This is a genomic window from Pseudidiomarina aestuarii, from assembly GCF_048263735.1.
GTDB classification, from domain to species: Bacteria; Pseudomonadota; Gammaproteobacteria; order Enterobacterales; family Alteromonadaceae; genus Pseudidiomarina; species Pseudidiomarina aestuarii_B.
Window position 1 is genome coordinate 951,769 of record NZ_JBLXDX010000001.1, and the last position, 19,423, is coordinate 971,191.

Below are 19,423 nucleotides of genomic sequence, written 5' to 3' on the forward strand. Positions count from 1 at the left end.
TTAATGCTCCGTATTAAATTTCAAGTTGTTTAGGTTGCTGAGCAACATGGTTATGCTCTGCACCTGCGTATACTTTCAGTTTACGGAACATGGCACGACCCAATGGACCACGGGGTAACATACCTTTCACCGCTTTCTGAATAACCATTTCTGGTGCCTTAGCAATCAACTTCTCGAAGTTGATTTCTTTGATACCACCTGGGTAACCAGAGTGTGAGTAGTAGATTTTGTCCTGCGCCTTACGACCAGTAACAGCTACTTTCTCACAGTTGATGATGACAATGTAATCGCCAGTATCAACATGCGGAGTGTATTCAGGCTTATGCTTGCCGCGTAAACGACGGGCAACTTCAGTAGCCAAACGACCCAAAGTTTTACCTTCAGCGTCAATTACGTACCAGTCACGTTGAACAGTTTCTGGTTTTGCAACAAATGTACTCATTGAAACATACTCTTTTTAAAGGTTCACGACAGTAGTTCCGGGCTTCCCCGCGAACCACAACAACCGCTGTGGTTACATTTTCAGTGCCACAATCTCGGTTAGTTGTACCTGTAACGTGGGCTGGCGCGGATTATACGCGAACTAATTTGGAAAGTGAACAGTGAACGGTAAATAGTGAATAGTAAATGGTGAATAGGTAATAGCAAACACTAGATTTGAGCTTCTTTCGGCCCTGTCTATTACCTGTTCACTGTTCACCATTCCCTGTCAGTCCTTGGTGAACAGCTTTTGCTTTTTGTCGCTGTAGTCGCGTGGGGGTTCGCTGGCATTTTCTTTCTCGCTGCTGCGACTGCGATCACTGCGTGTGGTGTTCGCCATGCGAATTTGTCGAATGGTGTCTTCGGCAAAAAATGGCAAGCTGGGTTGTGTTTGCTCGCGCTGCAATAGCTCACTACTGTTGGCTAAGTAGGCTTTCAGCTTCTCTTGGGTTTCTTCGAGTTGCTCTACTAAGGCGTTAGCGGTGCTCAAATGCTCGGCGACTTCTTGCTGATAGGCAGCAAATTGTTGCTTACTTTGCGTGACTTCTTCACTCAAGCGCGCTTCTTCTGAATGCTCATGCAGCCAGTAGCGGGCGACGAAAAAACCAATCACAGCACCCACGGCAACTAATAAAATGCCAATAATCCAGCTCATAAACACTCCTTTACTGCGTCCTTCGCATGATAAACTCTTCCCTATAAGCATAATCCAGTTTGAGGTGGAAGTGGTAGTGACAAACGAAAGACTTAGCCCTATCGCCAAATATGAACGTGATTTAAGCAGTGGTGGTTTCACCCCAGACGCCGCTCAGCGCAAGGCTGTGGAAGCGCTGCAAAAGCTTTATGAGGCGCTGATTCAGTATCGTGCAAAAGCAGACCGTAGTTTGTTGGGGCGCCTGTTTAGTTCACCACCGCAACCACCGCAGGGCATTTACTTTTGGGGTGGCGTTGGACGCGGCAAGACCTATTTGGTCGATACTTTTTTCGATGCGCTACCTTTTGAAGAAAAAATGCGCGTGCATTTTCATCGCTTTATGCAGCGCGTTCATGCGGAACTGAAACAATTAAAAGGCCGTAGCGACCCATTACCGATTATTGCGGAAAAACTAGCCGCAGAAACCCAAATCATCTGCTTCGACGAATTCTTTGTACAAGACATCACCGATGCCATGCTGCTCGGCACTTTGATGCAGGAGCTATTCAAGCGCAATGTTGTGCTGGTCGCCACGTCGAATATTGTGCCTGACGAACTCTACAAAAATGGTTTGCAGCGCCAGCGTTTCTTGCCTGCTATTGACTTAATCAAGGCCAATTGCGAAGTCATCAATGTCGACAGCGGCATTGACTACCGCTTGCGAACTCTGACCCGCGCTGAAATCTATCACTCGCCATTAGATGACGACGCTGATATTAATTTGAAACGTTATTTCAGTGAATTGTCACCCGACCATTGCAGCCGCAATACCGACGGCACCGTGCACATTAACGGGCGAGATATCCCGGTTCGACTCGAGTGCGATGACGTCGTCTTATTTGACTTTAAAGCCATTTGTGAAGGCCCGCGGTCCCAGTACGACTACATCCAAATCGCCCACGAATATCACGCAGTTTTGATCAGTAACGTGCCACAAATGGGCAGTAATAATGATGATGCCGCACGCCGCTTTCTCGCTCTCGTCGACGAATTCTACGAACGCCGCGTCAAACTCATCCTCTCCGCCGCAGTACCACTTGAAAACATCTACAGCGACGGCAAACTCAGCTTCGAATTCAAGCGCTGCATCAGCCGACTCCAAGAAATGCAGTCACACGACTACCTGGCGTTAGCACACAAACCCTGAACTTCCGGTGAATGGTGAAAAGAGAACAGTGAACAGAATTGCCAAAAACTGTTCACTTTTCACTGCTCACTGTTCCCCGTCAGTCAGAAACACCTTGAAACATGTCGGGGGTGAACTTATATCGTCGATATCGGTCTTTCTTTGCGTGATACACGTATCTTGAATTACACACATAAACTTGGAGTATGAACCCGATGAAAGCAAAGTTTCTTGCTGTGCTCGCCGTGGTGGGTGTGTTCGCTGTCGCTCCCGTTAGTGCGAATATTCCCTTCTTTAATAATGACAAAGATGAATTACCAACACTGGCGCCGATGCTGGAGGAAGTGACTCCTGCGGTGGTGAATATTTCAGTGAAAGGTAAGCGTGAAGTCCGTCAACGCATTCCAGAGATGTTCCGCTTTTTCTTTGGCCCGAATGGTCCGCGTGAACAAGTCCAGGAACGTCCGTTTCAGGGCTTAGGTTCTGGCGTGGTTATTGACGCTGAAGAGGGTTATGTGGTGACGAATAACCACGTGATTGATGGTGCGTCTGAGATTGTGGTAACGATGAAGGATGGTCGTCAGTTCGATGCCAAAGTGATTGGTACCGATGAGCGTTCGGACGTGGCGTTACTGAAAATCCAAGACGGTAAAGACCTTACTGCGATTGAACTGGGCTCGTCTGCAGATTTGCGTGTTGGTGACTTTGTGGTCGCTATCGGGAATCCATTCGGCCTTGGCCAAACGGTGACTTCAGGAATCGTTTCAGCACTAGGTCGCAGTGGCTTAGGCATTGAAGAGATTGAAAACTTCATCCAAACCGACGCTGCTATTAACAGCGGTAACTCGGGCGGTGCGTTGGTGACCTTAGACGGCAAGCTCATCGGTATCAATACTGCAATTTTGGGCCCCAACGGCGGCAATATTGGTATTGGCTTTGCGATTCCGTCAGACATGATGAATAACTTAGTTCAGCAATTGATTGAATTCGGTGAAGTGCGTCGGGGCGTGTTGGGTGTACGCGGTAATGACCTCACGCCGGAAATCGCCAAAGCACTGGATTTAGATGTGAGTCAAGGCGCCTTTGTTGCCGAAGTATTGCCAGACGGTGCTGCAGCAGAAGCTGGTCTCAAATCTGGTGACGTGATTGTTGGCGTCAATGGTGAGAAGATTCGGACTTTTGCGGATCTGTCAGCTCGCGTGAATACCATTGGTCCAGGTAAAGAAGTTACTATCACCGTGCTGCGCGATGGCGACGAGCGCGAATATACAGTCACATTGAGCCCAGATGACACCGTGGTTGAAGCTGAAACGTTACACCCCGCACTGCAAGGTGTGACGCTAGAAACTACCGATGGCGGTATTCTCATCAGCGATGTGGAAGAAGGTTCGATTGCGGCTCGTTACGGACTGCGTGATGATGATGTGATTATTGGCGTGAACCGTCAGCGCGTCACAACTGTCACTGAGTTGAAGCAAGTACTGGAAAATACCGAAGGCGTGATTGCATTGAATATCCGTCGCGGCAACTCATCGCTTTACTTGGTGCTGCGCGGTACCGAATAAACGAGAAAGCGAAACGATTAGCGCACGTGCGAAGGCAGTGTGGTCGGAGGATTACCTCCACCATGCTGCCTTCGTTACATTTCAGTGATATGCTGTGCGAATCTAACTTCTTGAAACTGTGGACACCGCATGACATCACGTGATTGGTTTTGGCTGGTATTACGCTCAGTAGGTTTGGGCTTGGTCGTAGCCGTTATCGTCATTTGGGTAATGCCCTACCTGCAAAATCTCAAGCAGCCATCACCTGCCACCGATATGCCGATTTCTTTTGCCACGGCAGTGAATCGTGCAGCGCCAGCGGTGGTGAATATCTACAGCGTCGGGGAAACGCCGGGTTCGTATTATTCGCGCCGTCCAACCACGGTCTACCGACTCGGTTCCGGCGTCATCATGGATAACAGCGGACACATTTTAACTGCTGCGCATGTAGTTGCAGACGTGGACGAAATTCAAGTCGCCCTGCAAGACGGCCGCCAATACAGTGGGCAAGTGATTGGTTCGGATCCAGTCACCGATCTAGCGGTAGTTCGCATTGAAGCTGATAACTTGCCCATTATTCCCCAACGTAGTGACATTCGTACCCGCGTTGGTGATGTTGTGCTGGCTATCGGTAATCCTTTGAATTTGGGTCAAACCATCACCCAAGGCATTATCAGTGCGACTGGCGGACGGATGGGTGTGATTAGTTCACATGCCGACCTGATACAGATGGATGCGGTAATCAACGAAGGCGCATCGGGTGGTGCACTGATCAATAGTCAAGGCTATTTAGTCGGCATTAATAATGCGCAGTTCCAAGACCTGACTGGTCAGGGAATCGACGGTATCTACTTTGCGGTCCCCTACTTATTAGCCAAACAAATTCTGGATACTTTAATTCGCGAGGGTGAGGTCATCCGTGGCTACTTTGGAGTGCGCATTGGCGAAATCCCCTATGCCAATCCGTATCAACAACCGGGTATGTTCGTAACTGGCATCGATGCTGGCAGTCCTGCCGAAAAAGCTGGTCTGCAAATTGAAGATTACATCATAGAGATGAATGGTCAGCCGGTACGCTCAGGCTCTGAGGGTATTGCGATAGTGGCTCAAACACCACCGGGAACGGAGATCGAAGTACGCTTCTTCCGCGGCAATCGAGAACTAACCCGCACCGTCCTGATCGAAAAGCTCCGGTGAATAGTGAACAGTGAATAGATAACGGAGAGACCCAAAAAGTACTTTTTAGTCTTTCCTATTACCTATTCACTATTTACCGTTCACTGGTGGTTACAGGCGCTGGATGTTGGCGCCTAGCGCGGTTAGCTTGCGTTCGATAGATTCGTAGCCGCGATCGATATGATAGATCCGCTCGATCACCGTCTCACCACTTGCCACCAAGCCCGCAATCACTAGTGAAGCTGATGCCCGCAGGTCGGTACACATAACTTGTGCGCCGGTCAGTTGTGGCACCCCTTTGCAGATAGCCGTGTTGCCCTCTAGTTCGATGTCTGCGCCCATACGACGTAGTTCAGGTACGTGCATGAAGCGATTCTCGAAGATGGTCTCACGAACCCAGCCAGCCCCTTCTGCAATAGCGTTGAGCGCACAGAACTGGGCTTGCATATCGGTTGGAAACGCGGGATGTGGTGCGGTAATGATATTGACTGGTCGCGGACGTTGCGTGGCTTCGAGTCGAATCCAGTCATCGCCGCGCGTAATTTTGGCGCCAGCTTCCGTGAGCTTCTTCAATACTGCATCGAGCATATCCGGGTCGGTTTCACGACACGTGACATCGCCACCGGTCGCCATCGCCGCAACCAGGAAGGTTCCAGTTTCAATACGGTCTGGTTGCACGCGATACTGACCGCCGTGCAACTTATCAACACCGTGAATTTCAATAGTATCGGTGCCTGCACCTCGAATATCGGCACCCAGCGTATTCAAAAACGCCGCTAGGTCGACAATTTCAGGCTCGCGCGCAGCGTTCTCGATATAAGTAACGCCGTCGGCAAGCGTTGCGGCGGCCATTAGATTCTCGGTACCCGTAACACTTACCGTATCCATCAAGATATTGGCACCTTGCAGGCGACCATCGACATGCGCGTTGATATAACCGTTTTCGACTTTGATGATTGCGCCCATTTGGCGCAGCCCTTCAATGTGCAAATTCACCGGGCGTGCGCCAATTGCGCAACCACCGGGTAAGCTCACCTGTGCTTTACCATAGCGAGCCAACAAGGGTCCCAAGACCAGAATGGAGGCGCGCATGGTTTTCACTAATTCGTAACTGGCAACGTGGTGGTTTAACCCTTGCGGTTGAATCCGGACTTTGTTGGGACCCAACATGGCGCTACCGACACCCAGCTCAGTCAAAACCTTCAGGGTCGTTTTCACATCATGCAACGCAGGTACGTTGTCAATTTCAACGTCGTCGGTCGCGAGCAGGGAAGCAATAAGAATGGGCAGTGCTGAATTCTTTGCACCAGAAATGGTTACATCACCACGTAACGGTTGGCCGCCACGAATTACAAATTTTTGCATAGTTTGATTAACTCAGTTGGCTTAGCTTAAAAGTGCGAGCTTCTTCTCGCGCTGCCACTCTTGCGGAGTGTAGGTTTTGATCGTTACAGCATGCAAGCTACCATCGGCAATAATCGCCTTTAACGGCGCATACACCAATTGCTGCTTTTTCACGCGACTGAGATCAGCAAAAATTTCGCCCACCGCAATAATGTTCGCGTGACTACCTTCAGCTTTTACAATGAGTTCGTCAAGTTGGAGCGCGTTCTCGAGTAACGCGCGAATATCTTCAGCAGTCATGAGATTGATTCTTTAGTCGTTGAAATTCAACAGATCAGCGACACCGCTGACCTCGACAATCGCCCGTAATTGGCGATTTGCGTGCTGTAGTTTCAGCGTCCGTCGCTGCTGTTTGAGGATTTTTTGTGCTTGAATCAGCAACGCCACACCAGCAGAGTCGACCTTTTCTACGTCGGCTAAGTGTAACGTTAAATCACCCTCGCCTGCCAGCCACTTTGCACGTTCTTGCCAAAGTGCTGGCACCGAATTGCGGTCGAGCGGGCCGCTGAGAGCGATCACCGCTGCATCTTCTTGAGGGGACCAAGTTGCTGTTGCCGCCATTAGAGAGACTCGTTGCCGTCGTAATTGCGAATCGGCTCATTCGCCTTTTCACGCAACAGTTCGATGGTTCCGTCAATGCCACGTGAACGAATTACAGCAGAGATTTCCGCTGCTTTACTATTCAGCAAGCTGACGCCCTCTACGACCATGTCGTAGGCTTTCCACAGGTTATCGTTGTCGTCGTAGCGCATTTTGAAGTCCATGCGAATAGGCGGACGACCTTGCTCAATCACCCGAGTGTAAACCGTCACAGCTTTGCTGCCTTCTTCAAAGCGATTCGCGTTATCAAACTCGACCGTGTGCTTCGTCTCATCATACTGAGTAAACGCACGACCATAAGTCGCAATCAAATAATCACGAAACACTTTGTAGAATTCTTGCCGCTGTTCTTCAGTCGTATCTTTCAGGTTACGACCCAATACGCGTTTCGCTGCATACACAGAATCAACGTAAGGCATCATCTCTTCACGGATAATCACGCGAAAATGGTCGAGACTCTCATTGATTTGACCGCGCTCTTCGCCAATTCGATCAAAGGTTTCATTCGCAACCTTCTCGAGTAATTTGTACGGATTCTCATCGCGAATCACATCTGCATTCGCAGTTGTGCTGACCAACGTGATACACGCGACTGTTAGTGCCTTTAATAGTGCCATTAACCAATTTTTCATGCGGTACTCCTTACACCGTGATTCTTAATCGTTACCCTGACTAAACAGGAACTGCCCGATCAAATCTTCCAACACCAACGCTGATTTGGTGTCGTAGATATAGTCACCGTCTTTCAGCATTTCAACGGTGTCATCAATAAACCCTGGGTTTAAACCGAGATACTGCTCGCCCAATAAGCCTGATGTCAGTATTGAGACCGACGATGTTTCAGAAAATTCATCGTAGGTTGCGCTAATGGTCATTTCGACCAACGGCTCATAGTATTCACCGTCTAACGTAATACGGCTGACACGCCCGACTACCACGCCACCAACTTTCACTGGCGAGCGCTCTTTCAAGCCGCCAATGTTGTCGAACTTCGCGTAGATTTTATAGGTATCTCCGCTACTGACCGCGCTCGTGTTAGCTGCTTGCAAACCCAGGAACAACAAAGCTGCAACGCCGATAATGACGAATAAGCCGACTGCTAATTGTGTTGTACGTGATTCCATAATCCATTACCCAAACATTAATGCGGTTAAAATAAAATCGAGGCCAAGTACTGCTAACGATGCAGTCACTACGGTCGAAGTTGTCGCTCGGCTGATCCCCACCGAGGTTGGCACACAGTTGTAGCCTTTGTGCAGTGCAATCCAAGTGACGACGAATGCAAAGACAATGCTTTTAATGATGCCGTTCAAAATATCTTGATGCCAATCGACCTGCGATTGCATGACCGACCAAAATGCGCCTTCATCGACACCCAGCCAGCGCACGCCTACTAGATAACCACCGTAGATACCGACCGCTGAGAAAATAACAGCCAATATTGGCATGCTGTAGAAGCCGGCCCAAAACCGCGGCGAAATAATGCGCCGCAACGGATCGACTGCCATCATTTCCAGACTAGAAAGCTGTTCAGTCGCCTTCATCAAACCTATTTCTGCGGTTAACGCTGAACCCGCTCGCCCTGCAAATAAAAGCGCTGTGACTACGGGCCCTAATTCGCGTAACAGTGATAGCGCGACCATAGGACCCAAGCTTTGTTCGGCACCGAAGTCGACCAAGATGGTGTAGCCTTGCAAGCCCAATACCATGCCAATGAACAAACCACTGACAATGATAATGACCAACGACAACACACCGACTGAATACATTTGTTGCATCAGTAGCGGGAACGACTTGCGCAACTGGGGTTTGCCAACCAGCGCGCGTAACAACATTAATAGTGCCGCACCAGCGCCAGCAATAGAGTCGAGAACCGCCTTACCAAGACGCGCGATTGCATCAATCATGCTGACCTCCCGCGTCTCCAAACAATTCTTCCGTCAACGATGGCGCTTTGAAATGAAACGGCACTGGGCCATCCGCTTCACCCTGAATAAATTGCTTCACTAATGGGTCATCCAGCGCTTGCAAATCTTTCGGCGAACCATGTGCAACGACCCGCTTATCCGCAATGATATAAACGTAGTCAGCGATAGTGAGTACTTCCTCAACGTCGTGCGTGACCACAACGCTGGTCAAACCCATTGATTCGTTCAAGGATTTGATTAACTTCACGATCACGCCCATTGAAATGGGGTCTTGCCCAGCAAAAGGCTCATCGTACATCACCAATTCAGGATCCAGCGCGATAGCGCGTGCCAAAGCAGCTCGTCGTGACATCCCGCCCGACAACTCCGCTGGCATCAAGTGCCGTGCTCCGCGCAAACCAACCGCCTCTAGTTTCATCAACACGATGGTTTCAATAATTTCTTCTGGCAACATGCTATTTTCCCGCAACGGGAATGCGATGTTGTCGTACACCGACATGTCGGTAAACAGCGCGCCGCTTTGGAACAACATGCTCATGCGTTTGCGCACCGCGTAGAGTTCAGAGCGACTTAGAGCCGGTATATTCTGCCCAGCAAATCTAATTTCGCCTTTCTGTGGCCGCAACTGGCCGCCGATCAATCGCAACAATGTGGTCTTACCGATACCACTCGGCCCCATCACCGCAGTAATTTTGCCGCGTGGAATGTTGAGCGAAAGTCCGCTATATACTTGATGTGCACCATGCGCATGGGAGAAGTCGATGGCGTCGACTTCCACCAAATAGGGCGATTGGGGCGTATCCTGTGAACTCATGAAAATCCATATCCATTCATTTAGATGGCTGATAGTTTACCGCAGCTGGGCCAACAACCCTAGATTTAGCGCGTTAAATTTGTGACAAATCGTTTATCCGTATGCTTTTTACGTCTGCAATTCGAAAAACGATCGGGTATGATGACGCGAGATTGTAAAGAGAGCACTTTATGACGCAAACATCGACTGCACAGAAGACTACTGACGAGTTCATCCGATTGGGTTTAGATGTTCTCGATACCGAATTGACCGCAATCGACGGACTCCGCCGCTATATCGACGCAGACTTCGCACATGCATGCGAGCTATTACTGGCTTGTACAGGCCGCGCTATTGTCATTGGTATGGGCAAGTCTGGGCACATTGGCGGCAAAATTGCAGCCACCTTAGCATCCACTGGCACGCCAGCATTCTTTGTGCATCCCGGTGAAGCCAGTCATGGTGATTTGGGGATGATTACCGCCGCTGATGTGGTGATTGCGATTTCGAACTCTGGCGAGACCAACGAAGTGCTCAGTATTGCACCACTGATTAAACGCCGAGGCGTGAAGTTGATCGGGATGACTGGGAATCCGCAATCAACCTTGGCTGAATTAGCTGATGTGCACGTGTGTATTGCTGTGCAAAAAGAAGCCTGCCCGCTGGGTTTAGCGCCCACCTCTTCAACCACTGCAACTCTAGTTATGGGCGATGCCCTTGCTGTTGCTTTGTTGCACGCACGCGGCTTTACCGCCGATGATTTCGCGCTATCGCACCCGGGTGGAAGTTTGGGTCGCCGGTTGCTCCTGCATATTCACGATGTCATGCACAAAGGCGAGCGCATTCCGTTGGTGGCTGAATCTGCCACTATCAGTCAGGCCTTACTGGAAATGTCCCAGAAGGGCTTAGGCATGACCGGGATTACCGACGCCAACGGCAAATTATTAGGTGTGTTCACCGACGGTGATTTGCGCCGCATCCTCGACCAACGATTAGACGTTCACCAGACTCCAATTGCCCAAGTGATGACGCGTCAGCCCATTACGATTAGCGCCGATGTGCTTGCAGCACAGGGACTGAAGCTCATGGAAGATCGCAAAATTAATGGCTTGTTTGCAGTGAATGCTGAAGGCTACCCGCAGGGTGCACTGAACATGCACGACCTATTAAAAGCAGGAGTACTGTGATGAACACTCCCCTGCAGCCTATGGCTACCGTCAGCACTTGGTATGGCGACGTCGACGCGGCGCTGATTGAAGCGCTATCTGCTATCCGCATGGTGATGTTCGACGTCGATGGGGTCTTTTCAGATGGTCGTATTTACCTCGGTAATGACGGCGAAGAATTCAAAGCATTTCATACTCGTGACGGCTTTGGTGTTAAAGCATTGATTGAGCACGGTATCAAAGTGGCAGTCATTACTGGCCGCTCTTCAATCATTGTCGAAACGCGCATGCGGGCACTCGGAGTACACGACATCGTTCAAGGCTGTACCGACAAATTAAGTGTATTTGAACGGTTGGCGGAACAATATCAACTCAATGCAGCTCAAATAGTTGGAGTCGGCGACGATATTCCTGATGTCGCCTTGTTGCAGCGTGCCGGTGTTGGCATTGCCGTTCAAGATGCCCACCCGTGGGTTCAGCAGCAAGCGCGTTACGTGACCAGTCAGCGCGGCGGCTTTGGCGCTGTCCGTGAAATTAGTGATTTGATCCTGCTCAGTCAGGGGGCATTGCAAACGCAAGGAGGGATGAGCGTTTGAATCGGAATGTGTGGCTGTTTTTAGCGCTTATTTTTGTCATCGGTTCGCTACTGATATGGCGACCTTTTGGTGACGGCGATGAGTCACAACAAGAAACTGGCTTCCGTGAAGTGGCGCCAGACTTTACTGCGTCGGGTCTGATCATGCGTATCTACGACACCGATGGTAAGCTTGCGCATCGTATCGCCGCAGAGAAAATGACGCATTATGAGCCTATTGGGCTGACGGAATTAACCAGTCCAGTGTATATTGTGCATGCGGATGGTGATGCTGCGAATTGGCAAATTATTGCTGAGCAAGGCTCATTTTATGATGACAAGACGTTGGTATTGGAGCGCAATATTCAAATCAACAGCTTAGATCATGAAGATTTTATGGATCGGGTCGAAACTAGTTATTTGGTGATTAATACACTGACCGAAATCATGGAAACCGAACAACCTGTCACCATTTATGGCAAAAATTTTGTAATGCGTGGAGAAGGCATGGTTGCTGACTTACGCACCCAAGTGTTGGAATTTAAAAAACATGTCGAAAGCACCTATTTTGGTAACAACGCTACTGCTACTCAGTAGTATCGGTCTCACTGCAGTTGCAGTGGCACAGGGCAAAGCAGACTTCAATCAGCCGGTCAGCATTGATGCTGAGCGTGACCTGATTGATATTGCCAATCGCATTGCCACCTTCGATGAAAACGTATTGATTAAACAAGGTACCCTTGAAATTCGTGCGGATCATCTGCAGGTTACTCGTGAGACCGAGCCTGGCAACGATGTGTTTGAAGCGACGGGCTCTCCAGCTACGTATGAACAGCAATTGGACGACGGCAGCATTATTGCGGCCCAAGCTGAAACGATTCGTTACGACCAAGCTCAGCAGTTATTGACGCTTCGTGGTAACGTCAAAGTCGAACAGAACAATAGCGTCATGCAAGGCAATGAAATTGTCTATAACTTCGCGACCCAACAATTGAGCGCGCGGCGCGGTGACGAAGAATCCGATCGCGTTTCTACCATTTTATTACCGAAGCAAAAAAACGATGAGCCGACTAACCGCTGAGCATTTAGCGAAAACCTATAAAAAGCGAACTGTAGTCAAAGATGTCAGCTTGACGGTTGAGTCTGGTCAAATTATTGGGCTACTCGGCCCGAATGGTGCGGGTAAAACCACCACGTTTTATATGATTGTCGGCCTGGTCGCCAATGACAAAGGCCGTATTGTGCTCGACGACGATGATATTTCGTTATTGCCGATGCATGAGCGCGCACGTCGTGGCATTGGTTATCTGCCGCAGGAATCGTCTATTTTTCGCAAACTCACGGTTCGCGACAACATCATGGCCATCCTCGAAACGCGTAACGAACTCGACAATACGGCGCGCGAAGAAAAGCTCGATAGCTTGCTCGAGGAGTTTCATATCGGTCATATCGCGAATAGCTTGGGTATGAGTTTATCGGGTGGTGAGCGCCGTCGCGTTGAAATTGCCCGCGCACTCGCTGCAGAACCTGAATTTATTTTACTCGATGAGCCATTTGCCGGCGTCGACCCCATTTCAGTGCTAGATATTAAGAAAATTATCGAGCACTTAGCTAATCGCGGCATCGGTGTGTTGATTACCGATCACAACGTTCGTGAAACACTGTCGGTGTGCGAGCATGCCTACATTGTGTCGCACGGCGAACTCATCGCAAGCGGCAATGCAGAGAGCATATTGGCGAATCAACACGTGAAAGACGTTTATCTCGGTGAACAATTTACCCTATGAAGCAGGGCTTACAGCTCAAATTTAGTCAGCAACTGACCATTACACCACAGTTGCAACAGGCCATCCGCCTGCTGCAACTCTCCACCCTTGAGCTGCAACAAGAAATTCAACAAGCGCTGGACGAAAACCCTCTACTGGAACTTGAAGACGCGAGTGTCGAGGGCGAAACGCCCATTGATGATACCGAGTGGGAGGAGAGCTATTCTGCGGACTGCGGTTCGCATTCCAGCTCTGCGCCAGGACAAAGTTTTGACGGTGAAGACAGCGTTTTTGAAGGGAATACTCAAGACAGCCTGCATGAGCACCTGCTCTGGCAAATGCGCTTATCACACTTTACTCCCACCGATGAACTGATTGCGCTTGCCATCATTGATAGCATTGATGAGCAAGGCTACCTCAATAGCTCACTCGACGAGATTTACGAGAGCCTCGACCCACGCATTCAAGAACTGGTTGATGGCGACGATATTGCAGTTGTCTTGAAGCGTATTCAACACTTTGACCCTATCGGCGTGGGCGCACGCGATATTCGCGAATGCTTATTGCTGCAGTTGCAGGCACTCCCTGAGACAACCCCAGCACGAGCTGCTGCAATACAAGCCGTCCAACAACACATTGACCTACTCGGTAGTCGTGATTACCGCACACTAGCGCGAAAACTCAAACTCAATGAAGCAGCCTTAACGGAAGTCATTCAACTGATCCAAGCCCTGCAACCGAGGCCTGGCGACGGCTTTGGCGGAGGCGATAATGATTATGTGATCCCCGATGTGTTAGTGCGGAAAAAAAATGGTCGTTGGATAGTTGAGCTAAATGCCAATTCTGTGCCTAAACTAAAGGTAAACGATGTGTACGCATCATTGTGCCAAGCGAGTGATGACATGCAGTATATTCGCCAGCAAACCCAAGAAGCGAAATGGTTTATCCGCAGCCTTGAGAGTCGCCATGACACTTTGTTGAAGGTCGCCAGTAGCATTGTGCAACGCCAACAAGCCTTCTTTGAGTTTGGTGAAGAAGCCATGAAACCTATGGTTCTGGCAGACATAGCACAAGCAGTCGACATGCACGAATCTACGATTTCGCGAGTCACAACACAAAAATTTATGCACACGCCACGCGGCCTGTTCGAATTGAAATACTTTTTTTCATCACAACTATCGACAGATAGCGGTGAAGACGCTTCCTCAACGGCCATTCGGGCGTTGTTGAAAAAACTAGTTGCTGCGGAAAACCCAAAAAAGCCGTTGAGTGACAGTAAACTGACTGAACTCATGGCACAGCAGGGTATCCAAGTAGCTAGACGGACAATTGCAAAGTATCGAGAGGCCATGCAAATTCCGCCCTCGAGTCAGCGCAAACGTCTAATTTAATATCTTGGACAACAGAAGGAAGATGTTATGCAAATTAACTTGACTGGTCACCATGTCGATATTACCGAAGCACTGCGCGATTACGTGGATGAAAAATTTGCCAAGCTCGAGCGCCACTTTGACCATATCACCAATGTCCATGTAATTTTAAATGTTGAAAAGTTGACCCAAAAAGCGGAAGCTACCGTCCACTTACATGGCGGCGAGATTTTCGCAGATTCTGAACACCAAGATATGTATGCTGCTATAGATGGGCTGATCGACAAATTGGATCGGCAAGTCATTAAACATAAAGAAAAGCTGAAACGTCACTAACATCATGGATTTAACCGCATTGTTAACCCCGGACTGCACGCGTCGTGCAGTCGCGGGAACAAGCAAGAAAAAGGTTCTAGAAACCATCGGTCAACTCGCTGCCGGACGCTGCTCTGGTGTCACTGGCTTCGATGTCTTTGAGAGTTTACTCAATCGCGAACGTTTGGGTAGCACCGGTATTGGGCTTGGCGTTGCCATTCCACATGGCCGTGTACAAGGCGCTACGAAACCCGTCGCCGTGCTCATGACATTGTCTGCACCCATTGACTTTGACGCGATTGATAATCAACCGGTCGATATTATTTTTGCGTTGCTAGTCCCCGAAGATCAACACGAACAACACCTGCAAACACTCGCTGCCGTCGCCGGTCGACTCAACGACAAGCAGTGTACTCGGGCGCTTCGTGAAGCCACCAGTGACATGGAATTGTTTGAAATTTTCACGCAGTGTGAAACGTAGCGAAAGGATTGATGGCGATGCAGTTGATTATAGTGACAGGCCGCTCAGGATCAGGCAAAACCATTGCCTTACGAGTCCTTGAAGACTTAGGCTTTTACTGCGTCGATAATCTCCCCATTACGCTGCTGCCAACGCTAGTGCATGCCGTTATTGAGCAATATGACCGTGTTGCCGTAAGCGTCGATGTCCGCAATTTGCCAGATCAACAAGACGAGCTGACTGACGCGCTCGACTTTCTGCCGGACAAAATTAAACCCGAAATTCTCTACATTGATTCTTCTGATTCAGTGCTACTGCGCCGTTTTGGTGAAACTAGACGATTGCACCCACTATCTCGACACGAGCTACCGTTGGGTGACGCGCTGAAAGAAGAGTTGAAGTTGCTGGAGCCACTCGCAGAACGCGCAACTTGGCGTATTGATAGCAGTAAGCTCAGTATTCATGAACTCAGTGAGCAAGTCAGCGAACGCGTGTTAGGCAAAGCGGCTTCGCGACTCATTGTGGTCTTTCAATCCTTCGGCTTTAAGTACGGCTTACCGCCGGATCTTGACTACGCCTTTGATGCCCGAATTCTGCCGAATCCGCATTGGGAACCTGAGCTCAAAGCGCTGCGTGGCACTGACGTTCAAGTACAACACTTTTTTGCACAACAGCCATTGGTCACGAAGTTTATTCATCAGCTCGAGACCTTTTTAGAAACTTGGCTGCCTCACTTCCAACGCAGTAATCGTAGCTATCTGACAATTGGAATTGGCTGTACGGGTGGGCAACATCGGTCAGTGTATATTGCCGAACAGCTGGGCCAACGCTTCGCCGACCAAACCTTTAAAGTGCAAGTCAAACATCGTGAGGCGAATCGCTAGTTATGACGCATACAGCCCGTGAAACGGTCACGATTCGCAATAAACTCGGCTTGCATGCACGTGCTGCGACTAAGTTGGCAAAGCTGAGTCACCAGTTCGATGCGAAGGTATCGATTGTCCAAGGCGAACAAAAAGTCGATGCATCCAGTGTGATGTGTCTATTGTTGCTCGCTAGTGGGCAAGGCAAAGTGATTGACGTGGTTGCCGAAGGTCCAGAGGCAGAAGCCGCAGTTGCAGCCATTGCTGCGCTGATTGCAGCCCGGTTCGACGAAGACCAATAATTTCTAGTTCGTGCAGGGTTCTTGCACGCTCCTTACGCTTTCCCTTACTGACGAACCCCGTAAAATGGGTTAAACTCCTCATATCAAAGGGAGTTTCGTCATGTTAGAAGTCGCCGAAAAAGAGTTCACAGAACAGCGCTTGCAGGAAGTTTCTGAAGCGTTGAGCCGTGGCATGTACGTACAGGCGCGGCGGCAACTCCATAATCTCCCAGCTTGGGATATCGCATTACTCCTTGAGTCTTCTCCACCGAAATCACGTGCGGTGATTTGGCAACTCGTCGATGCCGACGAGCATGGTGATATTCTCGAGGAACTCTCCGAAGAAGTTCAAAAGTCCGTCATCCGTCAAATGGCGCCAGAAAAATTGGCTGCCGCGACCGAAGGCATGGACACCGATGACTTAGCTTACGTTTTACGTGGCCTACCAGAGCAGGTCTATCAAGAAGTATTGAAGTCGATGGACGAGCAGGATCGGCAACGTGCAGAGCAAGCGCTCTCGTACGAGGAAGAAACTGCCGGCGGTATGATGAATACCGACACCATTACCCTGCGTCCGGATGTCACCATTGATGTGGTTCTGCGGTATCTGCGCTTGAAAGGCGAATTGCCGGAAGCGACGGATAAACTCTATGTGGTCAGTCGCGAAGATAAGTTTATTGGTGAAATTGGTATCAGTCGGTTGCTGACCGTTGATCCGACGCGCCTGGTTGAAGATGTGATGGACCGTGACATTCAAGGTATCCCGGTCGACATGGACGAAACCGAAGTCGCCAAGTTATTCGAGCGCCAAGACTGGATCTCTGCACCGGTTATCGATGACGAAAACCGACTACTGGGTCGTATTACCATCGATGACGTGGTCGATATTATCCGCGAAGATGCTCAGCACTCGATGTTGAGTATGGCGGGTTTAGATGATGACGAAGATACGTTCGCCCCAGTTCTCAAAAGTACGCGTCGCCGCTCTATTTGGTTGGGCGTCAACCTGATCACGGCATTATTAGCCGCCATGGTGAGCTCACTATTCGAAGACATTTTGGCGCAGATGGCAATCCTCGCCATCTTGAACACCATAGTCCCCAGTATGGGTGGCATTGCAGGCTCACAAACACTCACCCTGGTGATTCGTGGTATGGCCTTGGGTCATATCGGCCCGAGTAACTCACGCTGGCTGATCGGCAAAGAGCTTGCCATTGGGGCACTGAACGGTGTGATTTGGGCGGTACTGATTGCCGGCGTGGTCGCGCTATGGAAACAAGATCTCATGATCGGTTTAATCATCGCCTTCGCGATGATGGCAAACCTACTAGCCGCTGGCTTAGCTGGTGTCACGGTGCCGCTAATCCTGAAAAAATACAATATCGATCCAGCCCTAGCCGGTGGCGTCATCCTCACCACCGTCACCGATGTGGTCGGCATCTTTGCCTTTCTCGGCACCGCCACCCTCCTCCTCGGCTAATTAGTTACCGGCGATTTTGAGGTTTTCGAGGAGGACGGAGCCGGTGCGCACGCCGTGGCGAAAGTCGACATCGTTACCGATGGCGACGATGCGCTTCAGCATGTCTTTAAGATTGCCCGCGATGGTGATTTCTTCGACCGGGTATTGGATTTCACCATTTTCGACCCAGAATCCTGCAGCGCCGCGCGAGTAGTCGCCATTGACGAGATTGACGCCCTGCCCCATCAGCTCGGTCACGAGTAAACCGGTGCCCATGGTTCGGCATAAATCAGCGAGTGTCTGGTCACCGTGAGAGACGTTCCAGGTGTGAATGCCACCGGCATGACCGGTCGGTTGCATTTGCATCTTACGGGCGGCATAGCTGGTCATTAGATAGGTTTCTAAAACGCCGTTGGTGACAATATTCTTTTCGGTGGTTGCCAAGCCTTCGTGATCGAATGGGCTGCTACCCAGTGCACCACGCAAATGCGGTTGTTCGGTAATGGTGAGCCAGTCAGGTAGCACTTGTTTACCGAGATGATCGAGTAAGAAGCTCGATTTGCGGTAGAGGTTGCCACCGCTGATAGCTCCAACGAAATGACCAAACAATGAATTGGCAACGTCAGCACGGAACAGAACTGGGACGCTGGCAGTTGATATCTTACGACTATCTAAGCGTGCTAGCGTCGACTGTGCAGCATCTTCAGCGACTTGCTGTGGCGTCCACAGGTCATCTTTATGACGGGCAACCGTATAACTGTAATCGCGTTGCATGGCGTCGCCACTTTTCGCAATCAATGAGCAGCTCAGGCTATGCCGAGACTGCAGATAACCTGCGAGGAAACCATGGCTATTACCGTACACGCGATAACCCACGTGACTGCTATAGCCTGCGCCATCTGAATTGACGATACGTGGGTCGAGTTGCAGCGCATGATTTTCACAAGCCAAGGCTTGTTCCAGCGCGTAGTCAGCAGATTGATCGGCTGGATGACAGAGATCGAGATCAGGAATATCGGTCGCCATCAGTTCCGCAGGTGCGAGTCCTGCGAACGGGTCAGGTGAGGTATAGCGAGCGATATCGAAGGCTTTCTCGACTGCTGCTCGAATGGCTTTACTGCTGAGGTCGGTGGTCGATGCTGAGCCTTTTTGCTGACCAACATACAAGGTGATACCGAGCGCGCCATCTTGATTAAATTCAACCGTTTCTACTTCACCCAAACGCGTGCCAACGTTGATACCGCGACTGCGACTAATCGCACATTCCGCCGCGGAACTGCCAAGCTTTTGTGCTTGTTCGAGAGCAGTAGCAACTGCAGACTCGACTTCACGCATTTCTTCATGTAATTCAGCGTTGGTAACAACGCTGCTAGCTGATTGAACTGATGACAACAGGAATCTCCTCATTTCTATTCATAACGCGG

The 19,423-nt window shown here is 49.9% G+C and carries 24 protein-coding genes; 14 read left to right on the forward strand and 10 right to left on the reverse strand.

All coding sequences use genetic code 11. The features are described 5' to 3' along the window. Positions 1-13: 13 nt before the first annotated feature. Complete coding sequence (rplM, locus tag ACN0S4_RS04365; RefSeq protein ID WP_169930524.1) at positions 14-442, reverse strand: 50S ribosomal protein L13; 429 nt, start codon at positions 440-442, stop codon at positions 14-16. A 267-nt stretch (positions 443-709) separates the two neighbouring features. Next, entirely contained in the window at positions 710-1,135 is a 426-nt protein-coding gene (locus ACN0S4_RS04370; protein ID WP_169930525.1) for a YhcB family protein, read from the reverse strand. Positions 1,136-1,211: 76 nt separating this feature from the next. Between ACN0S4_RS04370 and zapE the strand changes: the two genes are divergently transcribed. The 3 genes from zapE to ACN0S4_RS04385 all read left to right on the forward strand — a co-directional run bounded on the left by zapE (position 1,212) and on the right by ACN0S4_RS04385 (position 5,041). Further along, on the forward strand, positions 1,212-2,321 hold the full coding sequence (gene zapE / locus ACN0S4_RS04375; protein ID WP_417656485.1) for a cell division protein ZapE: 1,110 nt from the start codon (positions 1,212-1,214) through the stop codon (positions 2,319-2,321). Positions 2,322-2,515: 194 nt separating this feature from the next. Continuing rightward, entirely contained in the window at positions 2,516-3,865 is a 1,350-nt protein-coding gene (locus ACN0S4_RS04380) for a DegQ family serine endoprotease (protein WP_417656486.1), read from the forward strand. Positions 3,866-3,994: 129 nt separating this feature from the next. Continuing rightward, positions 3,995-5,041: a trypsin-like peptidase domain-containing protein gene (locus ACN0S4_RS04385; RefSeq protein WP_417656487.1), complete on the forward strand. Its 1,047-nt coding sequence runs from the start codon at positions 3,995-3,997 to the stop codon at positions 5,039-5,041. Positions 5,042-5,131: 90 nt separating this feature from the next. Here the strand turns inward: ACN0S4_RS04385 and murA are convergent, their stop codons facing one another. From murA to ACN0S4_RS04420, 7 genes are read right to left on the reverse strand one after another with little or no spacing between them, the layout of a single operon-like run. Beyond that, the gene (gene murA / locus ACN0S4_RS04390) at positions 5,132-6,385 is read right to left on the reverse strand and encodes a UDP-N-acetylglucosamine 1-carboxyvinyltransferase (protein ID WP_417656488.1); all 1,254 of its coding nucleotides are present in this window, start codon (positions 6,383-6,385) and stop codon (positions 5,132-5,134) included. Between the two features lie 21 nt (positions 6,386-6,406). Further along, entirely contained in the window at positions 6,407-6,664 is a 258-nt protein-coding gene (locus ACN0S4_RS04395) for a BolA family protein (RefSeq protein WP_169930530.1), read from the reverse strand. A gap of 12 nt (positions 6,665-6,676) precedes the next feature. Beyond that, on the reverse strand, positions 6,677-6,985 hold the full coding sequence (locus ACN0S4_RS04400; protein ID WP_417656489.1) for an STAS domain-containing protein: 309 nt from the start codon (positions 6,983-6,985) through the stop codon (positions 6,677-6,679). After that, positions 6,985-7,656 carry an MlaC/ttg2D family ABC transporter substrate-binding protein gene (locus tag ACN0S4_RS04405; protein ID WP_417656490.1) on the reverse strand — a complete coding sequence of 224 codons (672 nt, stop codon included), beginning with the start codon at positions 7,654-7,656 and terminating at the stop codon, positions 6,985-6,987. The genes ACN0S4_RS04400 and ACN0S4_RS04405 overlap by 1 nt, the downstream gene beginning before the upstream one ends. A 24-nt stretch (positions 7,657-7,680) precedes the next feature. Further along, positions 7,681-8,148 (reverse strand): outer membrane lipid asymmetry maintenance protein MlaD, encoded by a 468-nt coding sequence (gene mlaD, locus ACN0S4_RS04410; RefSeq protein ID WP_417656491.1) that lies wholly within the window; start codon positions 8,146-8,148, stop codon positions 7,681-7,683. A 6-nt stretch (positions 8,149-8,154) separates the two neighbouring features. Beyond that, positions 8,155-8,931 carry a lipid asymmetry maintenance ABC transporter permease subunit MlaE gene (gene mlaE / locus ACN0S4_RS04415; protein ID WP_417656492.1) on the reverse strand — a complete coding sequence of 259 codons (777 nt, stop codon included), beginning with the start codon at positions 8,929-8,931 and terminating at the stop codon, positions 8,155-8,157. Next, positions 8,924-9,766 (reverse strand): ATP-binding cassette domain-containing protein, encoded by an 843-nt coding sequence (locus ACN0S4_RS04420; RefSeq protein ID WP_417656493.1) that lies wholly within the window; start codon positions 9,764-9,766, stop codon positions 8,924-8,926. The genes mlaE and ACN0S4_RS04420 overlap by 8 nt, the downstream gene beginning before the upstream one ends. Before the next feature lie 170 nt (positions 9,767-9,936). Between ACN0S4_RS04420 and ACN0S4_RS04425 the strand changes: the two genes are divergently transcribed. From ACN0S4_RS04425 to mgtE, 11 genes are all read left to right on the forward strand, one after another. Further along, on the forward strand, positions 9,937-10,932 hold the full coding sequence (locus ACN0S4_RS04425; RefSeq protein WP_417656494.1) for a KpsF/GutQ family sugar-phosphate isomerase: 996 nt from the start codon (positions 9,937-9,939) through the stop codon (positions 10,930-10,932). A gap of 20 nt (positions 10,933-10,952) precedes the next feature. Beyond that, positions 10,953-11,507 carry a 3-deoxy-manno-octulosonate-8-phosphatase KdsC gene (kdsC, locus tag ACN0S4_RS04430; protein ID WP_417656563.1) on the forward strand — a complete coding sequence of 185 codons (555 nt, stop codon included), beginning with the start codon at positions 10,953-10,955 and terminating at the stop codon, positions 11,505-11,507. Further along, positions 11,504-12,082, forward strand: a complete 579-nt coding sequence (gene lptC, locus ACN0S4_RS04435; RefSeq protein ID WP_417656495.1) for an LPS export ABC transporter periplasmic protein LptC — start codon at positions 11,504-11,506, stop codon at positions 12,080-12,082. The genes kdsC and lptC overlap by 4 nt, the downstream gene beginning before the upstream one ends. After that, positions 12,036-12,566, forward strand: coding sequence for a lipopolysaccharide transport periplasmic protein LptA (gene lptA / locus ACN0S4_RS04440; protein WP_417656496.1), 531 nt, complete (start codon positions 12,036-12,038; stop codon positions 12,564-12,566). Before lptC ends, lptA begins: the two co-directional genes overlap by 47 nt. Beyond that, the gene (gene lptB, locus ACN0S4_RS04445) at positions 12,547-13,272 is read left to right on the forward strand and encodes an LPS export ABC transporter ATP-binding protein (RefSeq protein WP_417656497.1); all 726 of its coding nucleotides are present in this window, start codon (positions 12,547-12,549) and stop codon (positions 13,270-13,272) included. Before lptA ends, lptB begins: the two co-directional genes overlap by 20 nt. Then, positions 13,269-14,642 carry an RNA polymerase factor sigma-54 gene (locus tag ACN0S4_RS04450; protein ID WP_417656498.1) on the forward strand — a complete coding sequence of 458 codons (1,374 nt, stop codon included), beginning with the start codon at positions 13,269-13,271 and terminating at the stop codon, positions 14,640-14,642. The genes lptB and ACN0S4_RS04450 overlap by 4 nt, the downstream gene beginning before the upstream one ends. A 27-nt stretch (positions 14,643-14,669) precedes the next feature. Beyond that, positions 14,670-14,957, forward strand: coding sequence for a ribosome hibernation promoting factor (gene hpf / locus ACN0S4_RS04455; protein ID WP_169930540.1), 288 nt, complete (start codon positions 14,670-14,672; stop codon positions 14,955-14,957). 4 nt (positions 14,958-14,961) lie between these two features. Continuing rightward, positions 14,962-15,417 (forward strand): PTS IIA-like nitrogen regulatory protein PtsN, encoded by a 456-nt coding sequence (gene ptsN, locus ACN0S4_RS04460; RefSeq protein WP_169930541.1) that lies wholly within the window; start codon positions 14,962-14,964, stop codon positions 15,415-15,417. 17 nt (positions 15,418-15,434) lie between these two features. Further along, positions 15,435-16,280 carry an RNase adapter RapZ gene (gene rapZ / locus ACN0S4_RS04465; protein ID WP_169930542.1) on the forward strand — a complete coding sequence of 282 codons (846 nt, stop codon included), beginning with the start codon at positions 15,435-15,437 and terminating at the stop codon, positions 16,278-16,280. 2 nt (positions 16,281-16,282) lie between these two features. Beyond that, entirely contained in the window at positions 16,283-16,561 is a 279-nt protein-coding gene (locus tag ACN0S4_RS04470) for an HPr family phosphocarrier protein (RefSeq protein WP_417656499.1), read from the forward strand. A gap of 100 nt (positions 16,562-16,661) precedes the next feature. Then, complete coding sequence (gene mgtE, locus ACN0S4_RS04475; protein WP_169930544.1) at positions 16,662-18,020, forward strand: magnesium transporter; 1,359 nt, start codon at positions 16,662-16,664, stop codon at positions 18,018-18,020. Here the strand turns inward: mgtE and pmbA are convergent, their stop codons facing one another. Then, positions 18,021-19,334, reverse strand: coding sequence for a metalloprotease PmbA (gene pmbA / locus ACN0S4_RS04480; RefSeq protein WP_417656564.1), 1,314 nt, complete (start codon positions 19,332-19,334; stop codon positions 18,021-18,023). Positions 19,335-19,423 lie beyond the last annotated feature (89 nt).

Bases quoted from the DNA above. Each gene is read 5' to 3' on its own strand.
- mlaD (WP_417656491.1), bottom strand. From the start codon at position 8,148: ATGGAATCACGTACAACACAATTAGCAGTCGGCTTATTCGTCATTATC.
- murA (WP_417656488.1), bottom strand. From the start codon at position 6,385: ATGCAAAAATTTGTAATTCGTGGCGGCCAACCGTTACGTGGTGATGTA.
- mgtE (WP_169930544.1), top strand. From the start codon at position 16,662: ATGTTAGAAGTCGCCGAAAAAGAGTTCACAGAACAGCGCTTGCAGGAA.
- rplM (WP_169930524.1), bottom strand. From the start codon at position 442: ATGAGTACATTTGTTGCAAAACCAGAAACTGTTCAACGTGACTGGTAC.
- mlaE (WP_417656492.1), bottom strand. From the start codon at position 8,931: ATGATTGATGCAATCGCGCGTCTTGGTAAGGCGGTTCTCGACTCTATT.
- rapZ (WP_169930542.1), top strand. From the start codon at position 15,435: ATGCAGTTGATTATAGTGACAGGCCGCTCAGGATCAGGCAAAACCATT.
- ACN0S4_RS04380 (WP_417656486.1), top strand. From the start codon at position 2,516: ATGAAAGCAAAGTTTCTTGCTGTGCTCGCCGTGGTGGGTGTGTTCGCT.
- kdsC (WP_417656563.1), top strand. From the start codon at position 10,953: ATGGCTACCGTCAGCACTTGGTATGGCGACGTCGACGCGGCGCTGATT.
- ACN0S4_RS04370 (WP_169930525.1), bottom strand. From the start codon at position 1,135: ATGAGCTGGATTATTGGCATTTTATTAGTTGCCGTGGGTGCTGTGATT.
- ACN0S4_RS04470 (WP_417656499.1), top strand. From the start codon at position 16,283: ATGACGCATACAGCCCGTGAAACGGTCACGATTCGCAATAAACTCGGC.
- ACN0S4_RS04420 (WP_417656493.1), bottom strand. From the start codon at position 9,766: ATGAGTTCACAGGATACGCCCCAATCGCCCTATTTGGTGGAAGTCGAC.
- ACN0S4_RS04450 (WP_417656498.1), top strand. From the start codon at position 13,269: ATGAAGCAGGGCTTACAGCTCAAATTTAGTCAGCAACTGACCATTACA.
- pmbA (WP_417656564.1), bottom strand. From the start codon at position 19,334: ATGCGTGAAGTCGAGTCTGCAGTTGCTACTGCTCTCGAACAAGCACAA.
- ACN0S4_RS04400 (WP_417656489.1), bottom strand. From the start codon at position 6,985: ATGGCGGCAACAGCAACTTGGTCCCCTCAAGAAGATGCAGCGGTGATC.
- lptB (WP_417656497.1), top strand. From the start codon at position 12,547: ATGAGCCGACTAACCGCTGAGCATTTAGCGAAAACCTATAAAAAGCGA.
- hpf (WP_169930540.1), top strand. From the start codon at position 14,670: ATGCAAATTAACTTGACTGGTCACCATGTCGATATTACCGAAGCACTG.
- ACN0S4_RS04395 (WP_169930530.1), bottom strand. From the start codon at position 6,664: ATGACTGCTGAAGATATTCGCGCGTTACTCGAGAACGCGCTCCAACTT.
- ACN0S4_RS04405 (WP_417656490.1), bottom strand. From the start codon at position 7,656: ATGAAAAATTGGTTAATGGCACTATTAAAGGCACTAACAGTCGCGTGT.
- ACN0S4_RS04385 (WP_417656487.1), top strand. From the start codon at position 3,995: ATGACATCACGTGATTGGTTTTGGCTGGTATTACGCTCAGTAGGTTTG.
- lptA (WP_417656496.1), top strand. From the start codon at position 12,036: ATGTCGAAAGCACCTATTTTGGTAACAACGCTACTGCTACTCAGTAGT.
- ACN0S4_RS04425 (WP_417656494.1), top strand. From the start codon at position 9,937: ATGACGCAAACATCGACTGCACAGAAGACTACTGACGAGTTCATCCGA.
- ptsN (WP_169930541.1), top strand. From the start codon at position 14,962: ATGGATTTAACCGCATTGTTAACCCCGGACTGCACGCGTCGTGCAGTC.